This window comes from Mesorhizobium sp. B2-2-4 (assembly GCF_006442375.1).
In the GTDB taxonomy this organism is placed as follows: Bacteria; Pseudomonadota; Alphaproteobacteria; order Rhizobiales; family Rhizobiaceae; genus Mesorhizobium.
The window spans coordinates 843,448-868,404 of record NZ_VFWB01000001.1; the positions used below are offsets into that span (position 1 = coordinate 843,448).

Genomic DNA, 24,957 nt, shown 5'->3' on the forward strand with positions numbered 1-24,957 from the left:
CGTCACGCGGCCCCGTTCGCGGGCGTGCGCCGCAACTGCGCCAGCGGCGGCCATGGATTGCCGGCCGGCGCACCGCCGCCCCGGCGCGCGTTCAGGTACTCGCCGCCTTTGGCGACGACATCCTCGACGCTGCGGATCTCGGCTTCGTAGCCGCCGAGCCTGATATAGTCGTCGCGGAGCAGCGTGAATTCGATCGGCGCCACCAGCGCCGGCGTCGGCACATAGCCGAAGGCGCCTTCCGGCACACGCGTCACATCCACCATCAGCGTGATGCCGCCGCCCGGCCAGACATAGACCGGCGCGCCGCCGACCGTCACATAGGTAGTCAGGCCCTGTACGGAACGCGTCAGGTTGACGGGATTCTCGGTGACGCCGGCGCGCAGCGAACCGCCGGCGCCGCCGATGAACAGCACGGTGCACAGCGCCGGTTCGCAATTGTCCTCGATCAGCCTGACCGACTTTTGCAACCGTTCCGGGAACGGCTTTTTGACAGGCTTCAACTGGTCGTCGAGTTCGTAATAGGCGAACTGCTCGCCGGTGGTCGAAACCATCAGCAGCGACAGGCCGGGCCGCGCGCCCTTCTTGGCATTCCATTCGCCCAGGATCGACAGCGGGTCGGATATGCTGGTGCCGCCCCAGCCGAGGCCGGGCTCGGAGACCTTGAAATAGCGCCCAGGCGTCGAGCGGCGGCCGATGATCTTTATCCCCGTGTCCTGCCAGCCCAGCACCTTGCCGGCCTGATGCTCCGAGACGACGCCGGTTATGTGGTCGTCGACCACCACCACCTCGTCGACCAGCCCGCGCCATTGGGTGGCGAACATGCCGATGGTCGCCGAGCCGCAGCCGACCCGCATGCGGTGCTCCTGCTTGCCGTCGATGACGGGCGGTTTGCCGGCTTCGACTGTTATGGTGGCGCCGCCATCGATGGTCAGTTCCACCGGCTTGCGGTTGCACAGATCGAGCAGCGCATCGCAGGTGGCGCGGCCTTCGGCCTTGGAGCCGCCGGTCAGATGATGCACGCCGCCCAGCGACAGCATCTGCGAGCCATATTCGCCTGTCGTGACATGACCGATCGCCTCGCCTTGCGACCGCACGACAGCCGTTTCGGGTCCGATATGACGGTCGGTGTCGATCTTCACCTTGACGCCGCAATAGGAGAAGATGCCCTCCGTCACGACGGTGACGAGATCGACGCCCTCGACCTGCTGGCTGACGATGAAGGGCGCCGGCTTGTAGTCGGGATAGGTGGTTCCGGCGCCGATCGCCGTGACGAAGCGGCGGCCGGTGTTGACCAGTTCGCCGTCCCAGGCCTCGCCCTCTGCGATGAAGGGCACGACCGCGCCGCCGATCTCGGCGGTATGATCGAGAATGGTCATCGGGTCCATGCGCACGATCCGGCCGCCGGCATTGCCGTAGCGGTCGCAAGCGCCGGTGCGGCCATCTGATATGTAGCACATGACAGGGCAGGCATCGCAGCGGATCTTCTCCGCCACCAGCTTCTCGCCGGGATCATGGGTTTCGAAGCGTTCGGCAAGCTCGCTCATCGGCATGCCTCCTTCTCGCGGATGGCGGCGCGGATGGCGGCGCGGATGCGAGTCGGCGTCGCCGGAACTTTGGTGATCGCAATACCGGTCGCATGGCGGATGGCGTTGAGGATCGCCGGCGCGGTCGGGATCAGCACATGTTCGCCCAGGCCCTTGGCGCCGAACGGCCCCTCCGGGTCTGGCACCTCGATCAATATCGTCTCGATCGGCGGCACGTCGCCGATGGTCGGAATGAGATAATCGTGCAGATTCTCGGTGCGGCCGGGAATATACTCTTCCATCAGCGCCATGCCGATGCCTTGCGCGATGCCGCCCTCGATCTGGCCCTCGGCCAGCAGAGGGTTGATCGCCTTGCCGACATCGTGCGCGGCTGTGATCTTGACCAGCTTGACCGTGCCGAGCTTGAGGTCGACCTCGAGCTCGGCGATCTGCGCGCCGTAACCATAGACCGCATAGGGCTTGCCCTGCCCTTTGCCGTCGAGCGGCAAGGTCGGCGGGTCGTAAGTCTCCTCGGCGCGGAAGACGAAGCCGTCTGCATCCGCTTCGAGGGCGCCAAGATGGACGCGGCGGATCGCTTCGCCCTCGCATATGATAATCGTCGGCCCGTCGAGTTGAAGCGACGCCTTTTGCGAGACATTGGCAAAACGCAGGATCTCATCGCGCAAGGCACGGCCGGCCTTCTCGGCCGCCTTGCCGGTGACGAAGGTCTGGCGCGAGGCCGAGGTCTTGCCGGCATCGGGAGTGATCGCGGTGTCGGCGCCCTTGAGCCGGAAATTCTCCAATGGCAGGCCGAGCGCGTCGGCGCAGATTTGCGTGATGACGGTGTTGGAGCCCTGGCCGATGTCGACGGCGCCCTGGTGCAGGATGATCTCGCCTGACGCCGCAATGCCGACCCGGATGGTCGACGGATTGGGCAGCGAGGTGTTGCCGCAGCCGTACCAGCAGGAGGCGATGCCGACGCCGCGCTTTTTATCCGTGTTGGCACTGTTGAAGGCATCCACGTCAGCCACTGCACGCGCCCAATGCGGCCGCAGGGCATCGAGGCATTCGGCAATGCCGACGCCCGATTCCAGCCTCTGTCCGGTAACTGTTTCGGATCCGTTACGAAGGCAGTTTCTCAAGCGGAAGTCGAGCCGGTCGATGCCGAGCTTGCCGGCCAGCTCGTCGTACAAGGTCTCCTGCATGATGGTCGCTTGCGGCACGCCGAAGCCGCGGAAAGCGCCGGAAATCGGCCCATGTGTATGGATGGCGCGGCCTTCGGCGCGGTAGTTCGGGGTGGCATAGGGACCCGAGGCATGCACCGGCACACGGTTGGCGACGGTCGGTCCCCAGCTCGCGTACGCCCCGGTGTTGAAATCACCTGAGAAAATCATGCCGGTGACATGGCCCTCGGCATCGGCGCCGATGGTCGCTTTCATCTGCGCCGGGTGGCGCTTGGTGGTCGACATCATCGATTCATTGCGCGTGTAGGCAAGCGCCGCCGGCCGCCCGGTCCTCATCGCCACCAGGCCGACCAGCGGTTGCAGGGACACGTCGAGTTTGGAACCAAAACCGCCGCCCGTCGCGGTCGGCACGATGCGCACCTTGTCGACGGGCAGGCCCAGCACCTTCGCCGTGTCGTCGCGGTCCATATAGGGCGCCTGCGTGCAGGCGACGACGACCAGCGTGTCGCCATCCATATAGGCATGGCCGGCTTCCGGCTCGATATAGGCATGCTCGACATAGGACGTCTCGATCGCACCGGTCACGGTGACAGCGGCATCGGCAAGCGCCGTCTCGGGATCGCCGCGTTCGACGAAGCCCTTGGTCAGAAGGTTGGCCGGGCGGTTCACATGGATCAGCGCCGCTCCTTCGGCCTGTGCCTCGCAAGGCTGCAACAGATGTGGCAATTCGGTCCAGCGGATCGGGAAATCCGACAGGTCGAGATCGAGCATCGCCTCGCGCTCGCCGGCAACAAGCGCCACCGCCTCGCCGCGAAACCGCGCCAAGCCTTCGGCGAGAGCCGGCTGGTCGGCGAACGGACCGATGACGCCGAAACAGTTCTTTCCCGGGATATCGGCCGCCGTGAAGACGCCGGCGATGCCGGGACGAGCTTTTGCCCAGCCGTCGAGGTCGCCGAAGGCGAAGCTGGCATGGTAGTGCGGCGAGCGGATTACCAGCACCGCCAGCGCATCGGCCGGGAACGAATCGCCGCCGAATTTCTCACCGCCGGTCACCTTCGGCACGCCGTCGAGCCGGATCGGGGAGGAGCCAATGGCGTGACCGGACCGAGGCAGACGGAAATCCAGGCTTGCAGCCTGGGCGGAGGCATCCATCACAGCAGCGACGATCTTCCGGTACCCGGTGCAACGGCAGAGGACACCACCAAGCGCGTCCTGCACTTCGATCTCGCTCGGCCTGGCTTTCTTGTCCAGCAGGGCCGTCGCCGCCACCAGCAGGCCCGGCGTGCAGATGCCGCACTGCGCCGCACCATGCGCCAGGAAGGAGGCCTGTAGTGCCGACAGCCGGCCATTGGCGAGCCCTTCAACCGTCGTTACCGACGCTCCGGCGGCCGACGCCGCCGGCATCAGGCAGGCGCAGACCGGATCGCCATCGACCAGCACCGTGCAGGCGCCGCAGTCGCCGGCGTCGCAGCCGACCTTGGTCCCGGTCAGCAGCAATTCATCGCGCAGCACCGCAGACAGCCGGCGCAGCGGCGGCACGTTGACCGAGACGGCGGCGCCGTTGACCGCGAAGGTGATCTCCGCGCGTGCCAGGCCAACTGCATCACTGCCGGATAGGGCCCCGCCGGGTCGAGCCTGGCTGATGTGAGGCTGAGCTTTGTTCATGCCGCCACCCTGTCACCGCTCATCGGCCCTGCCGCCGCAAGCACGGCGCGGACAACGATTTCGCGCGCCGCGTCCTGCCGGTATTCGGCGCTGCCGCGCACGTCGCCGATCGGCGACAGCTCTTCCATCGGCGCGGCGAGGACCGCTGTGGCCAGCCCATGATCCGCCGCCAGTCCGCGCAGGGCCGCCTCGACCCCGCCGAGCCGCTTTGCAACAGCCGAGCAGGAACCGACGGCGACCGCCGCTTGCTCGACGATGCCGTCCTGCACGACCAGGCGTGCCCCCACCATGGCGATCGAGATGACGAGATAGCGCCGCGCGCCGAGCTTGACGAAAGCCGACATACCCGCGCCGGCCGCTTTCGGCACGCGGATGGCGGTTACCATCTCGCCGGGCCGCAGGTCCGTGCGGCGATTGCCGAGGATGAATTCCCGGAGCGGCAGGTGGCGCACCGCTTGCGCCGAGCGCAGTTCTATCTCGGCGTCGAGCACCAGCAGCGCCGGCACGCCATCCGCGGCCGGCGAAGCGTTGCAGAGATTGCCGGCGATCGAGGCGACATTCTGGATCTGAACGGACCCGACCTCCCGCGCGGCCGCTTTCAGCGCATCGAAGGCCGGCGGCAAGGGATGGCGAACGATATCGGTCCAGCTGGTGCGCGCCCCGATCTGCCAGTGCGTTTCCGTTTCCGCAATGCCGCGCAGCGCGGCCAGCCCGTTGATGTCGAGCACATTGTCGCGGAAAGGCTTGTTGCCTTGCGCCGGGTAGAAGTCGGTGCCGCCGGCAAGGATGCGCCACGAAGCTTCGCCAAGCAGGGCGAGCGCCTCGTCGACCGTGGTGGGTTTCGCGTAACGGATCACGCTTTGCCTTCCCAGAAAAAGGGCCTTTCCGAGGGAACTTGCCGGCGTCCGGGCCCGGCTTAAATTCATTCGTATGCAAATGATATCAAGTCGGCGGAAATTGTCAAAGCCGGAGTTTGCGCAGCACCCGCACGGCTGCCGCCGCCACGCATTTGTTCTCCGCAAAATCTAGGTGCTGGGGCGCCCTTTGCGCGTTCGGGGTTGCGCCCGGCGCTCTAATGGTTGACGCGGCCCGCCATCTGGTCAAGTTTCTCCCTCCGGTCGCGCCAGCGGCTTTCTTTCGCCGGGATCCCTCTGGGAGCCCGCGCCCGATACCGACAGGAAGGAACCCCATGGCCGAAGAAGCGCTTGTCGTCATCGATCTGCAGAACGACTTTTGCCCTGGCGGCGCGCTGGCTGTGACCGGCGGCGACGAGATCGTGCCGCTGGTCAACGACCTGATCCGGCGAACCGATCATGTCGTGCTGACGCAGGACTGGCATCCAGCCGGCCATTCGAGCTTTGCCTCAAGCCATCCAGGCGCCCAGCCTTTTGAAACCATGGAGATGCCCTACGGCCAGCAGACATTGTGGCCGGACCATTGCATCCAGGGCAGCCTCGGCTCGGATTTTCACTCGGGTCTTGCCTGGACCAAGGCCGAGCTGGTCATCCGCAAGGGATTTCGGCCTGATATCGACAGCTATTCGGCCTTCTTCGAGAACGACCACACGACGCCGACCGGCCTTGCCGGCTATCTCAGGGAGCGCGGCATCGACACGCTGACCCTGGTCGGCCTGGCGACCGATTTCTGCGTCGCCTTCTCGGCGCTCGACGCGGTCAAGCAGGGGTTCAGGACCACTGTCAGGCTCGATGCCTGCCGCGGGATCGACCTCAACGGTTCGGTCGAGACGATGTTGGCAAGGATGCGCCAAGCAGGCGTGACGCTCGAAGACCACGCGGCGGACTGACCTCATCGTGGGAGAAGAGAAGGGGTCGATAGGGGCGACGGCTTTGACGGCAAGTGCCGTGGTGGCTGTCGCGATGCTGTTACCGGGAACGGCCTTCGCCGCGGAAGAGCACGGCCTGCCAGGCCGGACGATGTCGCTGTGGTGGGCGCTGCCCTTTGCCGGGCTGTTGCTGTCGATCGCCACGGGACCGCTGCTTTTCAACCATGTCTGGGAGCATCATTACGGCAAGATTGCTGCATTTTGGGCGGCTCTCGTGGTGGTGCCGCTCGCATCGGCCTTCGGCACGACGGTGGCAACGGAAGCGGTGCTGCATGCGCTGCTCACCGAATACATGTCGTTCATCATTCTCCTGTTCGCGCTGTTCACCATTTCGGGCGGCATTCTCGTGGCCGGCAACATCCACGGCACGCCATTGGTCAATGCCGGGCTGCTGCTCATCGGCGCCCTGCTCGCTTCCGTCATCGGCACTACCGGCGCCTCGATGATCCTTATCCGGCCGCTCATCCGCGCCAATGACAACCGGCCGTTCAACGCCCATGTCATCATCTTCTTCATCTTCCTGGTGTCCAACATCGGCGGTTCGCTGACGCCGCTCGGCGACCCGCCGCTGTTCGTCGGCTTCCTGCGCGGCGTCGATTTCTTCTGGACCACCGCCAACCTCTGGCGCGAGACCCTGTTCGTCAGCGTCGTCGTGCTCGCCGTCTTCCTGGCGATCGACACCACGCTGCATCGCCGCGAAATGGGCGCGCCAAAGATCAAGGACCCGACGCCGGACACGAAAGTGCGCATCCGCGGCCTGCCCAACCTGCCGCTGCTGGCCGGCGTGATCGGCGCGATCCTGCTTTCGGCCACATGGAAGCCCGGCATCGGTCTTTCCATTCAGGGGGTGGACCTCGAGTTGCAGAACCTTGTGCGCGATGTCGTCATCCTGGCGCTTGCCTTCGTTTCGCTGGCCGTCTCGCGCAAGGAGTATCGGCAGGCGAACGGTTTCAACTGGGGGCCGATCGCGGAAGTGGCGAAACTGTTCGCCGGCATCTTCGTCTGCATCGTGCCCGTCGTCGCCATCCTGAGGGCCGGCCACGAAGGCGCGCTGGCGCCGCTGGTCGCGCTCGTCACGTCAGCGCAGGGCATGCCCAACGATCTCGCCTATTTCTGGCTGACCGGAGCGCTGTCGTCCTTCCTGGATAACGCTCCGACCTACCTGGTGTTCTTCGAGCTGGCCGGCGGCGCTCCCCGGCATCTGATGACGGAGCTCGCTTCGACCTTGGCGGCGATCTCGGCGGGTGCGGTGTTCATGGGCGCCAACACCTATATCGGCAACGCGCCGAACTTCATGGTCTACGCCATTGCCCGGCACCGCGGCGTGAACATGCCGGGTTTTTTCGGCTACATGGCATGGTCGGGCGCGGTGCTGATCCCGACGTTTTTGATCGCCGGGTTTTTGTTCTTTGGATAAGCCCACGATGGCGCCAAGCGGTTGACGCGGAACGGCTACTAGGGGAGATAGTGCTCAGCCTACGCCGACATAGCGCCTGACCGCCGACGGGTCGGCGCGCAACGCCTCGACATCGACCGTCTCGCGGTTGCGGCCGTTCTCGATGAAGGCGACGCGGTCGGCTACCGACAGCACGGCGTCGACCCGCTGCTCCACCAGGATGGTGGAAACGCCCAGTTCGCGCAGCTTCGCCACCGTTTCGCGGATTTTTGCGATCATCGACGGCATCAGCCCTTCGGTCGGCTCGTCGAGCAGTAGCACCTGCGGTTCCAGGCAGAGCGCGCGTGCCATGGCCAGCATCTGCTGCTCGCCGCCCGACAAGGTGCCCGAGCGCTGCCTGAGCCGCTGGCGCAGCAGCGGGAACAGGTTGAGCACGTTTTCGCGCACGGCCTTCCCCTTGCCGCGCGCCATCAGCCCGATCTCGATGTTCTCCGCCACCGTCATTTCGGCGAACAGCCGCCTGCCTTGCGGCACATAGGCAATGCCGGCTTTAGGCACCTCGTGGGCGGCCAGACCGGTCAATTCCTGGCCTGCGAGGCTGATCGAACCGGCACTCGCCCGGACCAGCCCCATGATGGCTTTCAGCGTCGTCGTCTTGCCGGCGCCGTTGCGGCCGAACAGGCACAGCACCTCGCCCTTGTTCAGCGCCAGGTCGAGCCCATAGAGCACCTGAACCTCGCCGTAGAAGCAGTCCAGTCCCGCGATTCGCAACGCTTGCGTCTTGCTCGTCTCGGTCATAGGGCGGTCCCCAGATAGGCTTCCTGCACCGCCGCATTTTCGCGGATCGCCTCCGGCGTGCCCTCTGCCAGGATCTTGCCGGCGTTGAAAACGGTGATGCGGTCGGCAAGCTGCATGACGACAGGCATGTTGTGCTCGATGAGGAGCACGGTGGCGTCCCTGGCGATCTCGCGCACCAGGCCGATGAAATTGTCGATCTCGCTGTCGGCGAGCCCCTGCGTCGGCTCGTCGAGGATCAGCAGGCGCGGCTTCAGCGCCAGGCCCATCGCCACCTCCAGCAGGCGCTGGTGGCCATAGGACAATTGACCGGCCGGCATATGGGCGCGGTCGGCCAGCCCGGTGCGTGCGAGCGCCGACATGACAGCGGCCTGTATCGCGCTCTTGGAATGGCCATGCCGTAGCGTCAGTTGCACGGGCAGCGCGACGTTGGCGTAAACGGACAGGTTGGCATAGATGCTGGTGATCTGGAACGTGTAGGCAATGCCTTGGCGGACCCTGACATAGGCCGGCAGGCCGGTGATGTCGGAGCCGTCGAAAACGATCGATCCGGACGAGGGCGGGATTCGGCCGCTGATCAGGCTGACGAAAGTGGTCTTCCCGGCACCGTTGGGGCCGATGACGGCGCGGATTTCGCCCGGCACCAAGGTGAAATCGACGCTGTCGACGGCGCGCAGGCCGCCGAAATTGCGCGACAGGCCTTTGGTGGTCAGAAGCGGCGTCATGGCAGCCATCCGAGCCAGCGCTGCCGGATGCTGCCCAGAATGCCTTTCGGGAAGAACAGCACCAGCAGGATCAACGCGACGCCGACGATCAACAGGTAGGCGGAGGTGAAGCCGCTGGTGACGTCGATGACATAGTACATGAACAGCGTGCCGATCAGCGGTCCGAGCGTGGTGGCGGCGCCGCCGAGCAGCACCCACAGCAGCGGCAGGATCGAGTACTGTACCGAGGCGAAGCTCGAGCCGACATAGCCGAACAGCAGCGCATAGGCAGCGCCCGACGCCGCGCAGATGGCGCCGGAGACGACCACGGCGGCGAGCTTGTTGGAGAAGGTGTCGTACCCCAGCATTTTGGTCCGTTCCTCGTTCTCGCGGATGGCGACCAGCACGCGGCCGTATCGGGAGCGGACGACGGCCAGCGTGACCAGAAGCACGAGCGAGAACAGAGCCAGCGCGCTCATGTAGCGCACCGTCGGATTGGTGAGATCGAGCGACGTCGCGCCGAAATTCAGGACGCGTGCCGGCTGCGGCACCACCATGCCCTGGTCGCCGCCGGTCCACGCGGCAAAATAGAGGATGAGGAGGTAAAAGACCTGCGCGAACATCATGGTGACGATCATGAAGGCGACACCCGTAGTGCGCAGCGCCAGCAGCCCGATCACCAGTGCCAGCACCGCGCCGCAGGCGATACCGCTCAACAAAGCCGCCGGCACGCTCCAGCCAAGCTGGATGACGGCAAGGCCGGCGCCGTAGAGGCCGGCGCCAAAGAACATGGCATGACCGAGACTGAGCAGGCCGACATAGCCGAACAGCATGTTGTAGCCCATGGCGAAGACCGCCAGCACCATGATGCGGGCGACGAGGCCGTGATGATAATCCGGCAGCACGAAGCTCAGGACAAAAAGCAGCGCGATGACGCCGAGATGCAAGCCATAGGCTTTTGCCGGCGAGGTCTCGCTCATCGCGTCGCCGTCCCGAACAGGCCCTGCGGCCGGAACACCAGCACCATGGCGACCAGCAGCGTGGCGATGATCTTGGCCAGCGTCGGCGAGAAGAACATCGAGATGATGCCGTCGGACAGGCCGATCAGCACGGCGGCGATGACGGTTCCGCGCAGCGAACCGAGGCCGCCGATGATGACGACGATGAAGGAAAGCAGCAGCGGGTCCTGCCCCATCAGATAATGCGCCTGGCTGATCGGCACGATCAGCACCGCCGCTATGGCCACCAGCATGGCGCCGAGCGCGAAGACGCCGCCATAGACTCGATCGACAGGGATGCCGAAGGCCTGTGCCGTCTCGCTGTCATACTGCGTGGCACGCATGACGAGGCCGACCCTGGTGCGCGTCAGCACCAGCCATGTCACGACGAGCAGAAGGACGGATGCCGCGATGATCGACAGCTTGTAGCCCGAATAGCCGAACCACGGCAGAAGGATGCGATAGCTGAAGGGCGGCTCTACCGGGCGCGCTTCCGGACCATAGAAGGTCAGCGCCAGCTGCTGGATAATGTAGAGCATGCCGATGGTGGCGACGATGGTGGCTTCCGGATTGTAGTTCAGCCGGCGCAGCACCAGCCGCTCGGCCACCAGTGCAAGGGCGCCGACGACCAGCGGTGCGATGATAAGTGCCGCCAGGAACCCGAGCGCCGGATGGCCTCCGATCGCAGTCGTGATCGCCCAGGCGAGCACGGCGCCCAGCATGAAGAACTCGCCATGCGCGACGTTGACCACGCGCATCACGCCGAACACCAGCGACAGGCCGAGCGCGGTCAGCGCCAGCACGGCGGATGTGACGAGCCCTTCGAGGGCGGCAAGGAGGAGGTGGGGTCCGAAATGCATGGGTTAGGCACTCACCGATAGCGCAATCGCGCCCCTTGAGGGGGGTGAGAAGTGGTCCGCGCAGCGGACGGAAAGCCAATTGCTTGGCTTTCCGAACGACGAACGCCCGGAGCGACAGCGAAGGGCCGGGTCCGGCAGGACAGAGGGGGGTGGCTTGGCGCTCACGCTTGCTGTTGAGCCGGCCTACAACGCCTGCGTCGTATAATCCCCCTCGGCCTCGTAAAGCCCGTCCTCGATCTTGGTCTTGTGCACCACCTTGAGCTTGCCGCCTTCGACCTTGGAGATGTTCTGGATGCCGAAGCACTGGTGGATCTTGCCGTTGAAGGTCTTTGGCCCTTGCGGATGCTCCGGGCCTTCGGCGAATTCGGTCAGCGCCTCGGTCGCCTCGACCAGCTTGGCGCGGTCTTCCGGGCCCTTGTAGCCGGCGTCTTCCATCGCCTTCTTGACGACGTAGAACGTCTCCCAGCAGCCGAACATATGCGCGGCGGTGGAGACATCCTTGGGGTCGCCGACGGCCGCGCCATTGTCATCGATGCCGACGGCGGCGCGATAGGCCTTCTGCGCCTCGGAATCGTCCGTCTGGGCATAACGTGGCGAGCCTTCCCAGAAATGGCTGCCGTCCAGGAATTCGAGCCCGGGGCTGTTGATGTCGACGGCTTCGAGCGAATCGATGAAGCCGAACAGCTGCGGCCGGTTGGAGCCGTAGAACTCGCCAAGCTCCTTGACGAAGGTGAGCACCGCCGGGCCGACCATGACGTGGTAGATCACCTCGGTCTCGGCCGGAATCTGCGGGAAGTATTTGGTGAAGGAGCTCTCCGTCGGCGGAATGGCGATTTGCGCGATGACCTCTGCGCCCTGCGCCTTCAGCGCCGGCGGGAGGTAGTCGCGGTGGTCGTAGCCGAAAGCGAAATCGGGGAAGATCTGCGTCACCTTCTTGCCGGCATTGGCCGCGATCCACGGCGCCATCGACTGGATCTGGCTCTTTACGTCCGTGATGCCGGGCTGGAAGACATAGCGGTTGAGCTTGGTCGAGGCGACATGGTGGCCTTCGCTGACGACGAAATAGGGCATCTTGGCTTCGCCGGCGGCGGGTGCCGAGCCGATGACGACGTGCGAAAACAAGGTGCCGAAGACGATGTCGGTCTTGTGCTGGGTGGCGAACTTGCCGACCACCTCGGCACCGCGGCCGGGATCGGTGCCGTCATCCTCGATGATGACCTCGACCGGCCGGCCATTGATGCCGCCGGCCGCGTTGATCGCCTTGACCGCCGCGGCCGTGGTCTTCTCGTACCAGCGGCCATAGGCGGCGCCGATGCCGGTTCGGTGCGACTGGAAGCCAATCTTGATCGGGGCGGAGCTTTGCGCCTGGGAGTAGCGGACGAAACCGGGCGCGACCGCCAGGCCGGCGCCGGCGGCCAGACCCTTCAGCGCGGTGCGGCGGGTGAGACCGGCCTTGGAGAGATCGAAAAACCCATTCTTGTCAGTCACGGCAGTTCCCCTGTTTTTGAGTTTTGACCAATGGCTGGAACGTAGCAGACCGCTTCCTGCGGACGGCCGAAATTGCATGTGTACAAACTAAATCACCAAAGTCCGGACACGGCAATGCCGTTTCCCCAGGGGGATCCCGGTTTATTTCCACCGCGTCTAGCCAACGGTCGGCGTGGCGAGCAGCCAGAGGCCGAAGACGGTGTAGGCGATCATCAGCAAGGTGAGCGGAAACTGGCTGAGCGCGGCGCGGGCGGGAACCGGATGCAGGCGTGCGGCGAAGCCGTGGGCGACGAGCACGGCAAGCAGATGACCGAGAATGATGGCACCGGCCTGGATGTTCCACAGCCACCATGCCGAGCCCGCGCCGGCGACGATGCCGGCTTCGATCTGCATGTCGGCGGTGCCTAAAAGGTTCCAGCCGAGCGCAAACGGATCGGACAGTGCCGCAAGCGCATACTGGCCGTCGACCAGCAGCGCCGTCAGGTAATGCGCGATGTGGTAGGCGAGCGCGATCGGCACGATCGACCAGACCAGCAGCCCCGTCGCCTCGCCAAGCCTGTGGCCGTCGCCGGCGAGCTTCTGGCCGACGACCACGGCAAGCAGGAAGACCGCCGCAAGCAGCATGAATGTCAGGACGAGGCCAAAACTGCCGCTGCCGATCACCGCCGTGCGGCCGGGGAATTCAAGCGGATTGATGCCGAACAGGCCCAGCCAGAAGAAGGTCTTCGACAGGCCGTCATAGGAAACCGAGGACAGGGCGAGCAGCAGGAAGGCCACGCCGCTTGCCGGCAAAGGCGCGGCGGTCAGCAGCTTGGCGCCCGGCCAGCATAGCGCAAGCCGGCCGCGCTCGTCGCGCACGAGCGGCGCGAAGCGTGCCACCATTGAGAAGAAGACGGTAAGGAACTCGCCGCTGCGGGCCCACGCCCCATAACCGAACGACAGCATCGCCAGCAAGGTGAACAACCAGTAGAGGCCGGCGGCCCGGGCCAGCCGTGTCGGATCGTCGGGCGCCGGATCGATGAGCTCGAACCAGGCAAAAGCGAAGAACAGGATAACAGCCAGCCAGTATCCGAGCCATGATGGAAGGCGCCTTGCCGCTTCATCGCCTCTGCCGGCCAGGCGAGACAGGAGACGCACCGGCCCGTACCAGGGATTGAGCCAGGACCAGAGGTCGCCGAGGAAACCTTGCAGCAGCGTGAAGCCGGCCCACAGCAGTGTCCAGATCACCAGAGGCAGCGGGTTGGAGAGCGGATCGCGGCTGCCGAGAAAACCCGCGGCAATGAGACATGCAAAGCCGGCAAAGGATATCAGGCTGGCAGCGGTGCGGGCATCATCACCCAGTGTGAACAGTGGCAGGCGCCGCCGCCAGAAACGATCGAGCCGATGCGCCGGCAGCAGCGCCAGCACGAGGAAGCTTGCGGCCACGGCGAAAGCGCCGCCGATCAGGTAATAGCCGGTCGGCAGGAGCAGGACGTGGCCGCGGTCCGAGGCGTGGGCGAAGGCTGGGGTGGGTGAGAGGAGCAATAGAGCGATAGGCAAAAATGCTAATGACCGACGACGGCACTCTACGGCGCCCCCCTCTGTCCTGCCGGACATCTCCCCCTCAAGGGGGGAGATTGGCGGTTTCTCTGTCGGCGCTTCCCTTGCAACGCCGGAGGTTCGCGAAGACGAAGATGACAGCATGATCTCCCCCCTTGAGGGGGAGATGTCCGGCAGGACAGAGGGGGGCGCCAAGGAACTCAGCCTATCCGACTTTGCCGTCTCGTATGGCGATGCCGGAAGCACCGGTCGTGCCCTCACACCTTGACCAACTGCTCCACCCGGTCCTTTTCACCGAAGATGCGCAGATACCGCTCGATCTCCTTGAGGTCACCCGTCGCCTTGGCTGGATTATCCGAGAGCTTCACGGCCGGCCGGCCGTTGGCCTCGGTCACCTTGCAGACCAGCGATATGGCGTCGAGGCTGTCGGTTGCCGTAGGCGCGCAGCCCTCGAAATCATTGGTCAGGTTCGTGCCCCAGCCGAAGGACATGCGCACCTTGCCCTTGAAGTGGCGGTAGGTCTCCTCGATGGTCTCGACCTCGAGCCCGTCGGAGAAGATCAGCAGCTTCTGCCTGGGGTCCTTGCCCTTCTCGCGCCACCAGGACAGGATCTTCTCGCCGCCCTCGATCGGCGGCGCGCTGTCGGGGCGAAAGCCGGTCCAGTCGGCCACCCAATCCGGCGCGTCGCGCAGGAAGGAAGCCGTGCCGAAGGCGTCGGGCAGCACGATCAGCAAATTGCCGCCATAGTAGCGCTGCCAATCCTGCAGCACCTTGTAGGGCGCCTGTTTCAATTCCTTTTCCGAATTGGCCAGCGCTCCGAACACCATCGGCAGTTCATGCGCGTTGGTGCCCAGCGCCTCGAGGTCGTTGTCCATGGCCAGAAGCACGTTGGAGGTGCCGGTGAAAGCCTCGCCGATGCCTTCCTTCAGCGCTTCCACGCACCAGCGCTGCCACAGGAAGGAATGGCGCCGGCGCGTGCCGAAGTCGGAAATACGGATGCCGGGCAGCGCCTTCAGTCGTTCGGTCTTGGCCCACATCTTGGCTTTTGCGCGGGCGTAGAGCACGTCGAGCGTGAAAGGCCCGAACGACCGCAAGGCGGCGCGCGAGCGCAATTCGTTGATGATGGCGAGCGCGGGAATCTCCCACAGCGTGGTGTACATCCACGGGCCGCTGAAGGAGAGCTCATACTGCCCGCCGCGCCTGGAAAGCTCGTACTCGGGCAACCGGAAATTTTCCAGCCAGGCCAGGAATTCCGGCTCGAAGATCTGCTTGCGGCCATAGAAATTGTTGCCCCCCAGCCAGATCATCTCCTTCTTGGAGAAGCGCAAGGTGCGGGCGTGGTCAAGCTGTTCGCGCAACTCGCCCTCGTCGATCTCCTCGGCCAGCCGCACCGAAGTGGTGCGGTTGATCAGCGAAAAGGTGGCGTCGACCTTGGGGTACATGCCCCAGATCATCTGCAGCATCAGAAGCTTGTAGAAATCCGTGTCCAGCAGGCTGCGCACGATCGGGTCGAGCTTCCAGGTATGGTTGTAGACGCGCCGCGCAATATCGGTCCTGGCCATGTCTCGTTACCGCCTTCGCTGCCTGCCGCCCATGATCGCGACAGGCCTCATAGCATCGAATTGGCAAAAGCGCTGCCCGGTTTCAGGCTGGCCCGACAAAAAGAAAGACCTGCGGCAGCCAACCCGTCCGAACGCAATTGATTTTTCCAAAGCGCTACCGGACACTCCGGAGAGACAGACAGGAGAAAACCGACATGGGTTATGACAGCGGCAAGCTCGACGCGTTGCGCCGCAAATATGGCGAGAGCCATGGCGGCGAGATGTTCGACCCGAAGTTCCGCAAGGTCGCCGACAAGATATTTTCCAAGTCGGGCACGCGGCTGGCGCCCTATTCCGGTATCCCCACCTTCCTCGCCGCGCCCTATCGCGAAATATCGGCCGACAACCCGGATTTCGGCGATTTGCAGGTGGCGATAACAGGCGTGCCGATGGATCTCGGCGTCACCAACCGGCCGGGCTCCCGCTTCGGGCCGCGGGCGCTGCGCGCCATCGAGCGCATCGGCCCCTACAATCACGTGCTGGAATGCGCGCCCACGCATGAGCTCAGGGTCGCCGACATCGGCGACGTGCCGTTCCAGAGTCGTTACCGGCTCGAGACCTGCCATGAGGACATCGAGCGCCGCACCAACCAGATCGTCGATGCCGGCGTCATTCCATTGTCGGTCGGCGGCGACCATTCGATCAGCCATCCGATCCTGAAGGCCGTCGGCAAGAAGGCCCCGGTCGGCCTCATCCACATCGACGCCCATTGCGATACAAGCGGCTTGTTCGACATGACCAAGTTCCACCATGGCGGCCCGTTCCGCAACGCGGTGCTCGATGGCGTGCTCGACCCGACGCGCACCATCCAGATCGGCATCCGTGGCTCGGCCGAATATCTGTGGGAGTTCACCTACGAATCCGGCATGACCGTGATCCATGCCGAGGAGGTGACCGGCCTCGGTATCCCCGCCATTATCGAGAAGGCGCGCAGAATAGTCGGCGACGGACCGACCTATGTCTCCTTCGACATCGACAGCGTCGATCCGGCCTTCGCGCCGGGCACCGGCACGCCGGAAGTCGGCGGCCTGACGACGCGCGAGGTGCTCGAACTGCTGCGCGGCCTCAAAGGCCTCAACATCGTCGGCGGCGACGTGGTCGAGGTGGCGCCGCAATATGATGCGACCACCAACACCGCGCATGCCGGCGCCCAGGTGCTGTTCGAAATACTGAGCCTGATGGTGTTCAGCCCGGCGCTCAAAAACAGCTGACGCCGACAATGACGGAAAGGCCACCGGACAACCCGGCGGCCCTCTGCATCAGTGTTCGAACACCAGCGGCGGCGCGAGGCGATCCCGCCGTAGCCAGCGCGCCAGAAGCAACGCCGCCACCACCGCCAGTCCGCTGGACAGCCCGATCCAGATGCCGACGCCATGGAAGCCGAAAGGGAAGGCGAGCAGCACGCCCAGCGGCAGGCCGACGCCCCAATAGCCGATCGCGGCATAGATCATCGGCACCTTGGTGTCGTGCAGGCCGCGCAGCATGCCGGCGGCAACCGCTTGCGCGCCATCGAAGACCTGGAACAGGGCCGCGAAGACCAGGAACGATACGGCAAGCGTGATCACCCTGGCATTGGCCGGATTGGCCAGGTCGATGAAGGCGCTGATCAGGAGATGCGGCCACAGGATCATTATCAGGCCCATCAGGGCCATGAACGAGACGCCGATGACGAAGGCGGTCCAGCCGGCGCGCGAGACGCCTTCCGGATTGCCGGCGCCATGCGCAAGCCCGACGCGCACCGTCACCGCTTGGTTGAGGCCGAGCGGCACCATGAAGGAGATCGACGCGATCTGGATGGCGATGGCGTGCGCGGCAAGCGAATCCGCGTCGATCAGGCCCATCAGCAGCGCCGCGGCGTTGAAGATCGTCACCTCGAAAGCGAGGATGCCCGCGATCGGCAGGCCGAGCCGCAGCAGGCCCTTGAAGCGCGGCCAGTCGGACCGCCAGAAGCGGCCGAACAGATGATAGCGCCTGAATTTCTTCTCCCACATCACCACGGCGGCCATGCCGACGAACATCAGCGTTGAGGACAGCGAGGTGGCAAGGCCCGAGCCTGATATGCCCATGGCCGCAACACCGAGATTGCCGAACATGAACACCCAGTTGAAGAGCGCGTTGCAGGCGACGGCGACAAAGACGATTATCAATGCCCAGCCCGGCCGCTCCAGCGCCGATATGAAGGAACGCAGCACGATATAGCCGTAGAAGGGCAGCACCGCCCATTCCAGCCAGCGCAGGTAGATGCCGGCGCTGTGCGCCAGAGCGGGCTCCTGGCCCATGGCGAGCAGCACGTTCTCGCCGTGCCAGAGGAAGATCCAGATCGGGATGCAGATGAGGATCGCCAGCCACAGGCCCTGGCGCACGGTGCGGCGCAGGTCGCGCACCGAATGACGGCGGCGGCCGAGCTCGGTCGCCATCATCGGCGAGGTCGCCAGCATCAGGCCCAGGCCGAAGATCAGCGGCATGAAATAGAGATTGGCGCCAAGCGCGCCGCTGGCCAGCGTGTCCGCCCCCAGCCTGCCCATCATCATGACGTCGGTGGCCGTCATGGCGGTCTGGCCGAGATTGGTCAGCACCATGGGCCAGGCGAGCGCCAAAGTCGCCCTGATTTCCTGACGCCAAAGATTTTCCGGCGCGCGAGCGCCGGCTTCGATCGCAGACATTGTTCCGCTCTTTCAAGGTCGCGGCGCGTCGGCAAAAAGCCGGAAGCCGCGTGTCAAACGGCAAAACCTTCAGTTTCGCGGCGTTTGCGCCGTCTCTTGAACGAAATGCGACATGAAGGCAAGGGAGAAGGCACCGGAAGAGATTGAGCCAGCGGCATTTCAGGGAGATGCCTGCGTCTCGTTCCCTTGCCGGCCAGGGGCTGCTACGGGATCATCAGGAGACATGAGCAGCCGGCGAATTGCCGGGAGGGAAGGATGCAGTTCAGGCGCAGGAAAAATCCGGCCGCGATCCCGCGCACGGCGCCGGCCTTCGAACATATCGTCACCGAGGCGAGCGACAGTTTCCTGTGGCGGCTGGACGACTATCCCTGGGAGCGCAATGTCTGGAATTTCCATCCGGAGTACGAAATCCACCTGTTGCGAAAATCCTCCGGCGTCGTGCTGGTCGGCGACCACATCGGCGAGTTCGGACCGGGTTACTTGACCATTGTCGGCGGCGGGCTGCCGCATGATTGGGTGACGGCGGTGCAGCCGGGCGAGCTGATCGAAGGCCGCGACATCGTCCTCCAGTTCGATGCCGAGAGGCTGCGCGGGTCGGCTGGCCTGTTGCCCGAACTGCGCGAACTGGAGCCGTTCCTGGAGCGGTCGCTGCGCGGCATGGTTTTTCATGGCCGCACGGCATTGGAAGGCGCCGAGCTGATGGAACGGATGGGGGAGGTCAGCGGGCTAACCAGGTTCTGCCTGTTCCTGAACCTCGTCGATCTCCTCGCCAGGACCGACGAATACGAGCTGTTGTCCTCGCCGGATTTCTCCCCTGTTCTGGATGCCGCCTCGCTCGACATCATCCAGCGCACGCTGACCTATCTGTTCCAGCATTTCGCCGAGGATCTGAAGCTGCCTGATGTGGCGGCGCTCGCTGGGATGACCGAGAGCACATTCTCGCGCTTCTTCCAGAAGAACACCGGCAATTCCTTCAGTGACCACCTTGCCAAGCTGAGGCTGTGGCAGGCCTGCAAGCTGCTGGCCGATACCGATATTCCGATCACCGACATCTGTTTCCAGGTCGGCTATATGAACATCTCCAATTTCAACCGCGCCTTCATGCGCAAGCACAAGATGACGCCGTCATCCTATCGCAAGCTGTCGCGGCAGCGGCTGGCGATGCGCGCGTAAGCACGCCCTAAAAACCACCGCCCCCGAGTCCGATCGATACTCATGTGAGATTGGGCGCAACCGGATGCCGGTTTTTGCGTCGCACAATGCATAAAAGTACAGGTCTTCTGCAACGGAGCTTCTAGCGCGAGCCGCTGCAACTCCGCATTTTGGCGATGGGTGGCAAGTCGCTCGGGCGATGGTGAGGATCGCGCAACCCGAGGACGTCCGCTTCCTGCGACGTGTTCCTGGAGGAGAAAATAATGAAACCAATTCGGCTCGCTGCCAGCCTTGGTGCAGCTTTCATGCTTTCCGCTACCGTTTCAACCATCGCTTTAGCGCAGGCGCCGGTCTGCTCGGCGCCGGTCAAGGTGCTGGCGCAGCCACGTGACGGCCTGACGCTTCTGGAGGACTCCAAGGCCGAGTTCGAGAAGCTTGCCGGCGCCGGCTTCCAGATCGATTACCTCAACGAGAACGACCGCCGGGCAAAATCGCGCGCCGACGCGTCCACGGTCGGCAACTACAACGTCTACTATGTCGACGAAGCCAATGTCGCGCTGTTCGCTTCCTCGAAATGGATCGTGCCGCTGGCCGACTACTATCCGGCCGACTACGACTATGCCGACTTCGACCCCGGCCGCCAGAAGGTCGCCACCTATGACGGCAAGGTCTGGTTCGCACCGCTGACCGGCGGCGGCGACCTGATGGTCTACCGCAAGGACGTGCTGGAGGCCGCCGGCATCCAGCCGCCGAAGACGCTGGACGAGCTGATCGCCGACGTGCCGAAGCTGACCAATCCGGACAAGGGCATGTATGGCATCGCGCTGCGCGGCGCGCGCGGTTCGGGCGCCAATGTCTGGCGCTGGATGCCCTTCTTCAAGGCCTATGGCGGCCAGTGGTTCGACGGTGACAAGCCGGCCTTCAATTCGGATGCCGCGGTCAAGGCGACCGAGACCTACCTGAAACTGTTCAAGGATTCGGCGCCCGGCACGCAGACCGGCAGCTGGGATGAATCGACCGGCGCCTTCCTGTCGGGCCAGGTCGCGATCCTGGTCGAATCGACGCCGCTGTCGGGCATGGCGGTCGATCCGAAGACCTCGCAGGTCGTCGGCAACATCGGCTTCATGCCGCCGCCGTCGCCACTGCCGGGCGGCGGTTACGGCCATGGCCTCGCCATCGCGACGAAGGCCAATGCCGACGACGCCTCGAAGAAATGCGCCGGCCTGTTCATCGCCTGGGCAACATCGAAGGAAAACGAGAAGCGCCGGCTCGACGCCCACCAGTTCGGCGAGCTGAACCGCACCAGCATCCTGGCCAGCAAGGAATTCGCCGATATTTACGGCGCCGATCTCGGCCAGGCACTGGCCGAAACCGGCAAAGTCACGGCGGTCAATTTCTGGCAGGACCCGCGCTGGCCCGATCTCGGCGACCGCTGGGGCATCATCCTCGAGGAACTGGTCACCGGCACCCGCACCGATATCAAGGGCGGCCTAAACGAACTCGAGGCTTATGCCAACGAGCTGGTGAAGAAATAAGCCATCCTCCCCCTGCGGCGCGCGGTCCACGGCATTCGGTGGAGCGCCGGAACCTGTGCGCCGCAGGTCTTGGTTCATCATTGCGGTTTGAGCCAGCCTTCGCGCGAAAGGTCAGTCATGCTCAATCGTTCGAGACGCAGCAGAGGTTAGACAGATGCCGCGACGCTCATCCCTGCCGGTCACCTTCGTCGTGCCGACACTCGCCATCCTTCTGGTGCTGTCGATGGTGCCGACGCTCTACGCGGTCGTCATCGCCCTGCAGAACCGTGAACTCAGCTCGACAGCCTATTCCTATGTCTGGTTCTCGAATTTCGCCGACCTGTTCGTCGACCGCCGCTTTCTCAACGCCGTCTGGGTGTCGGTGAAATGGGAATTCGTCACGGTCATCGCGACGATGACGGTCGCCATCGGACTGGGCGTCCTGATGTTCGAGGTCGCCTCGCCGCGCCTTCGCAACGTCTATTGCGTGCTGTTCATCATCCCGGTCCTGCTGCCGCGCGTCTCGGCGGCCTTCGTCTGGAAGTTCGCCTACCATCCGCTCTACGGCATCGCCACTTACCCCTACCGGCTGCTGACCGGTGGGCTGATCTTCGATCCGCTGTCCAAGCCGTCGACGGCGTTGTTGGCGGTCGCATCGGTCGATGTCTGGCAATGGGGCCTGTTCTTCGCCGTCATCGTGCTGAAGCTCCTGGAAACGCTGCCGCCGCAGCCGATCGAGGCGGCCCGGCTCGACCATGCCAAACGCTGGCAGATCCACGCCTATGTGACCTTGCCGATGCTGAAGGCGCCGCTGGTCAGCCTGACGTTCGTCAAGATGATCGAATCGCTGCGCTCCTTCGATCTGATCTATGTGATGACCCGCGGCGGCCCGGGCGTGGCGACCGAAACGCTCGACATGTACGCCTTCTCGCAAGGCTTCATCGAGTCCGGCAAGGTCTCCTACGCCTCGGCGATGGCGGTGCTCATGATGATAGCCACGGTCATCACCTTCACCATGCTGTGGAAGCGGGTGCAGGCATGAGACCATATCGCATGAGACCCGGCCGCCTGATCGGCAAGACCGTGCTGGCGTTTGCCGGCTTCATGGCCGTGTTTCCGCTGCTGTGGACGGCGCTCAATTCGCTGAAGAACAATGTCGACATCATCACCCGGGTCCCGCGCCTGGTGTTCACGCCGACGCTGGCCAACATCAGCTATATCGTCGGCCGCGACAGCGTCATGACCGGCCTCTACAATTCGGTCGTCGCCTGCGGTTGCGCGGTGCTGATCGGCGTGGTGCTCGGCCTGCCGGCGGCCTACGCGGTAGCGCGCTACCCGAACCGCTGGGCCGGCGACATCCAGTTCTTCGTTTTGTCGCTTCGCTTCCTGCCGCCGGTGGCGGTCGCCATCCCGCTGATGGTGATCTGGCTTCAGCTCGGGCTTTACGACACGCTCGCCGCGCTGATCGTCACCTATTGCCTGCTCACCATCTCGGTGATCATGTGGCTCGCCATTCCCGCCTTCCAGGCCGTGCCGAAGGAGGTCGAGGAAGCCGCCTTCGTCGATGGCTACGGCGCCTATTCGGTGTTCTGGAGGGTCGCGCTGCCGGTCGCGGCGCGCTCGCTGATCGGCGCGGTGGCTTTCAGTTTCGTGCTGGTCTGGAACGAGTTCCTGATCGCGCTGATGCTGTCGAGCTCCAATGCCAAGACCTTGCCGATCGTCGCCTCGGAACTCTCCCAGCAAGGCATGAACGTGCCGTGGGGAATCCTGAACGCCTCGGTCGTGCTTCTGTCGCTGCCGCCGCTGTTGTTTCTCGGCGTGCTCAGCGGCTTCCTGAATTCCGTTTTCCGGCAAAAAAAGACTTGAAGCGAGGACGACACGATGCGGGCACTGGTGCTTGAAAAAAAGGGCGAGCTGTCGCTGCGCGAAATCGCGTTGCCGCTCGAGGTCGGGCCGGACGACGTCAGGATCGCCATCCACACGGTCGGCGTCTGCGGTAGCGACGTGCATTATTACACCCATGGCGCCATCGGCAGTTATGTCGTGCGCGCGCCGATGGTGCTCGGCCACGAAGCGTCCGGAACGATCGTCGAGATCGGCGCCAATGTCCGGACGCTGAAGGTCGGCGATCGCGTCTGCATGGAACCGGGCGTACCGAACCTGTCGTCGCGGGCGACAAAACTCGGCATCTACAATGTCGACCCGGACGTCACCTTCTGGGCGACGCCGCCGGTGCACGGCATTCTGGCGCCGCAAGCCGTGCATCCGGCGGCGTTCACCTACAGGCTGCCCGACAACGTCTCCTTCGCCGAAGGCGCGATGGTCGAACCTTTCGCCATCGGCATGCAGGCGGCGGCGCGCGCGCGCATCGTTCCGGGTGACGTGGCGGCTGTCGCCGGCTGTGGCCCGATCGGCATCATGATAGCGCTGGCCGCCCTGGCCGGTGGTTGCTCGAAAGTGCTGATTTCCGACTTCTCCGCGCCCAAGCTCGAAATTGCCGGGCGCTATCCCGGCGTCGTTCCGGTCAACATCGGCGAGCAGTCATTGGCCGAGGCGGTGGCGGAGGCGACCGACAATTGGGGCGCGGACATCGTCTTCGAGGCCAGCGGCAGCCCCAAGGCGTTCGCCAATCTGTTCGACGTTGTGCGCCCTGGCGGCGCGGTGGTGCTCGTCGGGCTGCCGGTGGAGCCTGTGGCGCTCAACGTGCCGGCGGCCATATCGAAGGAAGTGCGCATCGAAACCGTGTTCCGCTATGCCAACATTTTCGACCGCGCTTTGCAGCTCATCGCCTCCGGCAAGGTCGATCTCAAGCCGCTGATCACTGGCACCTATGATTTCTCCGACAGCATCGAGGCTTTCGAGCGGGCGGCGGCAGCGCACCCGCAGGACGTCAAGCTGCAGATCCTGCTCAGCGGCGAAAAGGGCTGACCATGTCCGCGATCACCTGTTCTCATGTCGACAAGGCCTATGGCACCACGACGGTCATCCGCGACCTCAATCTCTCGATCGAGGAGCACGAGTTCGTCGTGTTCCTTGGCCCGTCCGGCTGTGGCAAGTCGACCTTGCTGCGCATGTTGGCGGGGCTGGAGGACATCAGCGGCGGCGAGGTCTCGATCGGCGGCAAGGTGGTCAACGATCTCGATCCGGGCGACCGCGGCATCGCCATGGTGTTCCAGAACTACGCACTCTACCCCCACATGACGATCTTCGACAACATCGCCTTCGGGCTGCGGCGCCAGAAAGTGCCGGCGGCCGAGATCCAGAAGCGGGTCGAAGCGGTGTCAAGGACGCTCGGGCTGGAACCCTATCTCGGCCGCAAGCCGGCCGAGCTTTCCGGCGGCCAGCAGCAGCGCGTGGCGATCGCGCGCGCCATGATCAAGACGCCGAAAGTCTTCCTGTTCGACGAGCCGCTGTCCAATCTCGACGCCAAGCTGCGCAACCACATGCGCGTCGAGATCGCGCGGCTGCACCAGTCGCTGAAGACCACCACCGTCTATGTCACCCATGACCAGCTCGAAGCGATGACGCTCGCCGACCGCATCGTGCTGCTCAAGGACGGCGTCATCGAGCAGGTCGGCTCGCCGGCGGAAATCTACGAGCGGCCGGGCAATCTGTTCGTCGCCGGCTTCATCGGCACGCCGAACATGAATTTTGTCGAGGTGACCGTTGGCCGAACCGGCAGCGGCTGGACACTGACTGGCGCCGGAACGGTGCTTTCGATGGACGGCTCGGGCTTCCATCTCCAGCACGGTGACCGCGCCGTGCTGGGCATCCGGCCTCCGGACCTGAAGACGGCCGGCGCCGGTGAGGCCAGCATACTGCAAGGCACCGCGGATCTCATCGAATTTCATGGCAATGACGCCTTGGTGACATTCGGGTCCGGCGGCAAGGAGATCAGCGCGCTGGTTCCGGCACGCGAATGCCCGGTGCTGCATGCCCCTGTGCGCTACGCGTTCGAGGAGGAAAGCATCCACCTGTTCGACGCGACGTCAGGGGCATCACTACGCAAACAGTAGCCGCGTTGGCCCTTGA

General features: G+C 64.5%; 20 protein-coding genes. 9 read left to right on the forward strand and 11 right to left on the reverse strand.

Annotated elements, in window-relative coordinates:
• Positions 1-2 precede the first annotated feature (2 nt).
• Genes FJ959_RS04365 through FJ959_RS04375 form a run of 3 tightly spaced genes read right to left on the reverse strand, consistent with a single transcriptional unit; the run spans position 3 to position 5,229 of the window.
• Complete coding sequence (locus FJ959_RS04365) at positions 3-1,544, reverse strand: 6-hydroxynicotinate reductase (protein WP_140628668.1); 1,542 nt, start codon at positions 1,542-1,544, stop codon at positions 3-5.
• Positions 1,541-4,372: a molybdopterin-dependent oxidoreductase gene (locus FJ959_RS04370; protein ID WP_140628670.1), complete on the reverse strand. Its 2,832-nt coding sequence runs from the start codon at positions 4,370-4,372 to the stop codon at positions 1,541-1,543. Before FJ959_RS04370 ends, FJ959_RS04365 begins: the two co-directional genes overlap by 4 nt.
• Positions 4,369-5,229, reverse strand: coding sequence for a xanthine dehydrogenase family protein subunit M (locus FJ959_RS04375; protein WP_140628673.1), 861 nt, complete (start codon positions 5,227-5,229; stop codon positions 4,369-4,371). Before FJ959_RS04375 ends, FJ959_RS04370 begins: the two co-directional genes overlap by 4 nt.
• Positions 5,230-5,561: 332 nt before the next feature.
• Here FJ959_RS04375 and pncA point away from each other — a divergent pair, with 332 nt between their 5' ends.
• Together pncA and FJ959_RS04385 are read left to right on the forward strand one after the other, a co-directional pair.
• Positions 5,562-6,176: a bifunctional nicotinamidase/pyrazinamidase gene (gene pncA, locus FJ959_RS04380; RefSeq protein WP_140628676.1), complete on the forward strand. Its 615-nt coding sequence runs from the start codon at positions 5,562-5,564 to the stop codon at positions 6,174-6,176.
• 73 nt (positions 6,177-6,249) lie between these two features.
• Complete coding sequence (locus FJ959_RS04385; RefSeq protein WP_140628835.1) at positions 6,250-7,632, forward strand: sodium:proton antiporter; 1,383 nt, start codon at positions 6,250-6,252, stop codon at positions 7,630-7,632.
• A gap of 54 nt (positions 7,633-7,686) precedes the next feature.
• Here FJ959_RS04385 and FJ959_RS04390 read toward each other — a convergent pair whose 3' ends face one another.
• The 7 genes from FJ959_RS04390 to pncB form a co-directional block, all read right to left on the reverse strand.
• On the reverse strand, positions 7,687-8,409 hold the full coding sequence (locus FJ959_RS04390; protein ID WP_140628679.1) for an ABC transporter ATP-binding protein: 723 nt from the start codon (positions 8,407-8,409) through the stop codon (positions 7,687-7,689).
• On the reverse strand, positions 8,406-9,131 hold the full coding sequence (locus tag FJ959_RS04395; protein WP_140628682.1) for an ABC transporter ATP-binding protein: 726 nt from the start codon (positions 9,129-9,131) through the stop codon (positions 8,406-8,408). The genes FJ959_RS04390 and FJ959_RS04395 overlap by 4 nt, the downstream gene beginning before the upstream one ends.
• Positions 9,128-10,090, reverse strand: a complete 963-nt coding sequence (locus FJ959_RS04400) for a branched-chain amino acid ABC transporter permease (RefSeq protein ID WP_140491386.1) — start codon at positions 10,088-10,090, stop codon at positions 9,128-9,130. The genes FJ959_RS04395 and FJ959_RS04400 overlap by 4 nt, the downstream gene beginning before the upstream one ends.
• Complete coding sequence (locus tag FJ959_RS04405) at positions 10,087-10,968, reverse strand: branched-chain amino acid ABC transporter permease (protein WP_140628685.1); 882 nt, start codon at positions 10,966-10,968, stop codon at positions 10,087-10,089. Before FJ959_RS04405 ends, FJ959_RS04400 begins: the two co-directional genes overlap by 4 nt.
• Before the next feature lie 183 nt (positions 10,969-11,151).
• Positions 11,152-12,456, reverse strand: coding sequence for an ABC transporter substrate-binding protein (locus tag FJ959_RS04410; protein WP_140628688.1), 1,305 nt, complete (start codon positions 12,454-12,456; stop codon positions 11,152-11,154).
• Positions 12,457-12,612: 156 nt separating this feature from the next.
• Entirely contained in the window at positions 12,613-14,052 is a 1,440-nt protein-coding gene (locus FJ959_RS04415) for a hypothetical protein (protein WP_140628691.1), read from the reverse strand.
• 200 nt (positions 14,053-14,252) lie between these two features.
• On the reverse strand, positions 14,253-15,557 hold the full coding sequence (pncB, locus tag FJ959_RS04425; protein WP_140554616.1) for a nicotinate phosphoribosyltransferase: 1,305 nt from the start codon (positions 15,555-15,557) through the stop codon (positions 14,253-14,255).
• Positions 15,558-15,751: 194 nt separating this feature from the next.
• On the opposite strand from pncB, the gene speB reads away from it, so the two are divergent.
• Positions 15,752-16,807, forward strand: a complete 1,056-nt coding sequence (gene speB / locus FJ959_RS04430) for an agmatinase (protein ID WP_140491375.1) — start codon at positions 15,752-15,754, stop codon at positions 16,805-16,807.
• Between the two features lie 48 nt (positions 16,808-16,855).
• Here speB and FJ959_RS04435 read toward each other — a convergent pair whose 3' ends face one another.
• Positions 16,856-18,259, reverse strand: coding sequence for an MATE family efflux transporter (locus FJ959_RS04435; RefSeq protein ID WP_140582863.1), 1,404 nt, complete (start codon positions 18,257-18,259; stop codon positions 16,856-16,858).
• A 255-nt stretch (positions 18,260-18,514) separates the two neighbouring features.
• Here FJ959_RS04435 and FJ959_RS04440 point away from each other — a divergent pair, with 255 nt between their 5' ends.
• From FJ959_RS04440 to ugpC, 6 genes are all read left to right on the forward strand, one after another.
• Positions 18,515-19,432 (forward strand): AraC family transcriptional regulator, encoded by a 918-nt coding sequence (locus FJ959_RS04440; RefSeq protein ID WP_140559037.1) that lies wholly within the window; start codon positions 18,515-18,517, stop codon positions 19,430-19,432.
• 242 nt (positions 19,433-19,674) lie between these two features.
• The gene (locus tag FJ959_RS04445) at positions 19,675-20,946 is read left to right on the forward strand and encodes an extracellular solute-binding protein (RefSeq protein WP_140491369.1); all 1,272 of its coding nucleotides are present in this window, start codon (positions 19,675-19,677) and stop codon (positions 20,944-20,946) included.
• Positions 20,947-21,100: 154 nt separating this feature from the next.
• The gene (locus FJ959_RS04450) at positions 21,101-21,967 is read left to right on the forward strand and encodes a sugar ABC transporter permease (RefSeq protein WP_140628694.1); all 867 of its coding nucleotides are present in this window, start codon (positions 21,101-21,103) and stop codon (positions 21,965-21,967) included.
• Between the two features lie 11 nt (positions 21,968-21,978).
• Entirely contained in the window at positions 21,979-22,791 is an 813-nt protein-coding gene (locus FJ959_RS04455) for a carbohydrate ABC transporter permease (protein WP_140559032.1), read from the forward strand.
• A 15-nt stretch (positions 22,792-22,806) separates the two neighbouring features.
• On the forward strand, positions 22,807-23,853 hold the full coding sequence (locus FJ959_RS04460; RefSeq protein ID WP_140628697.1) for an NAD(P)-dependent alcohol dehydrogenase: 1,047 nt from the start codon (positions 22,807-22,809) through the stop codon (positions 23,851-23,853).
• Positions 23,854-23,855: 2 nt separating this feature from the next.
• Positions 23,856-24,941: a sn-glycerol-3-phosphate ABC transporter ATP-binding protein UgpC gene (gene ugpC, locus FJ959_RS04465; protein WP_140628700.1), complete on the forward strand. Its 1,086-nt coding sequence runs from the start codon at positions 23,856-23,858 to the stop codon at positions 24,939-24,941.
• Positions 24,942-24,957 lie beyond the last annotated feature (16 nt).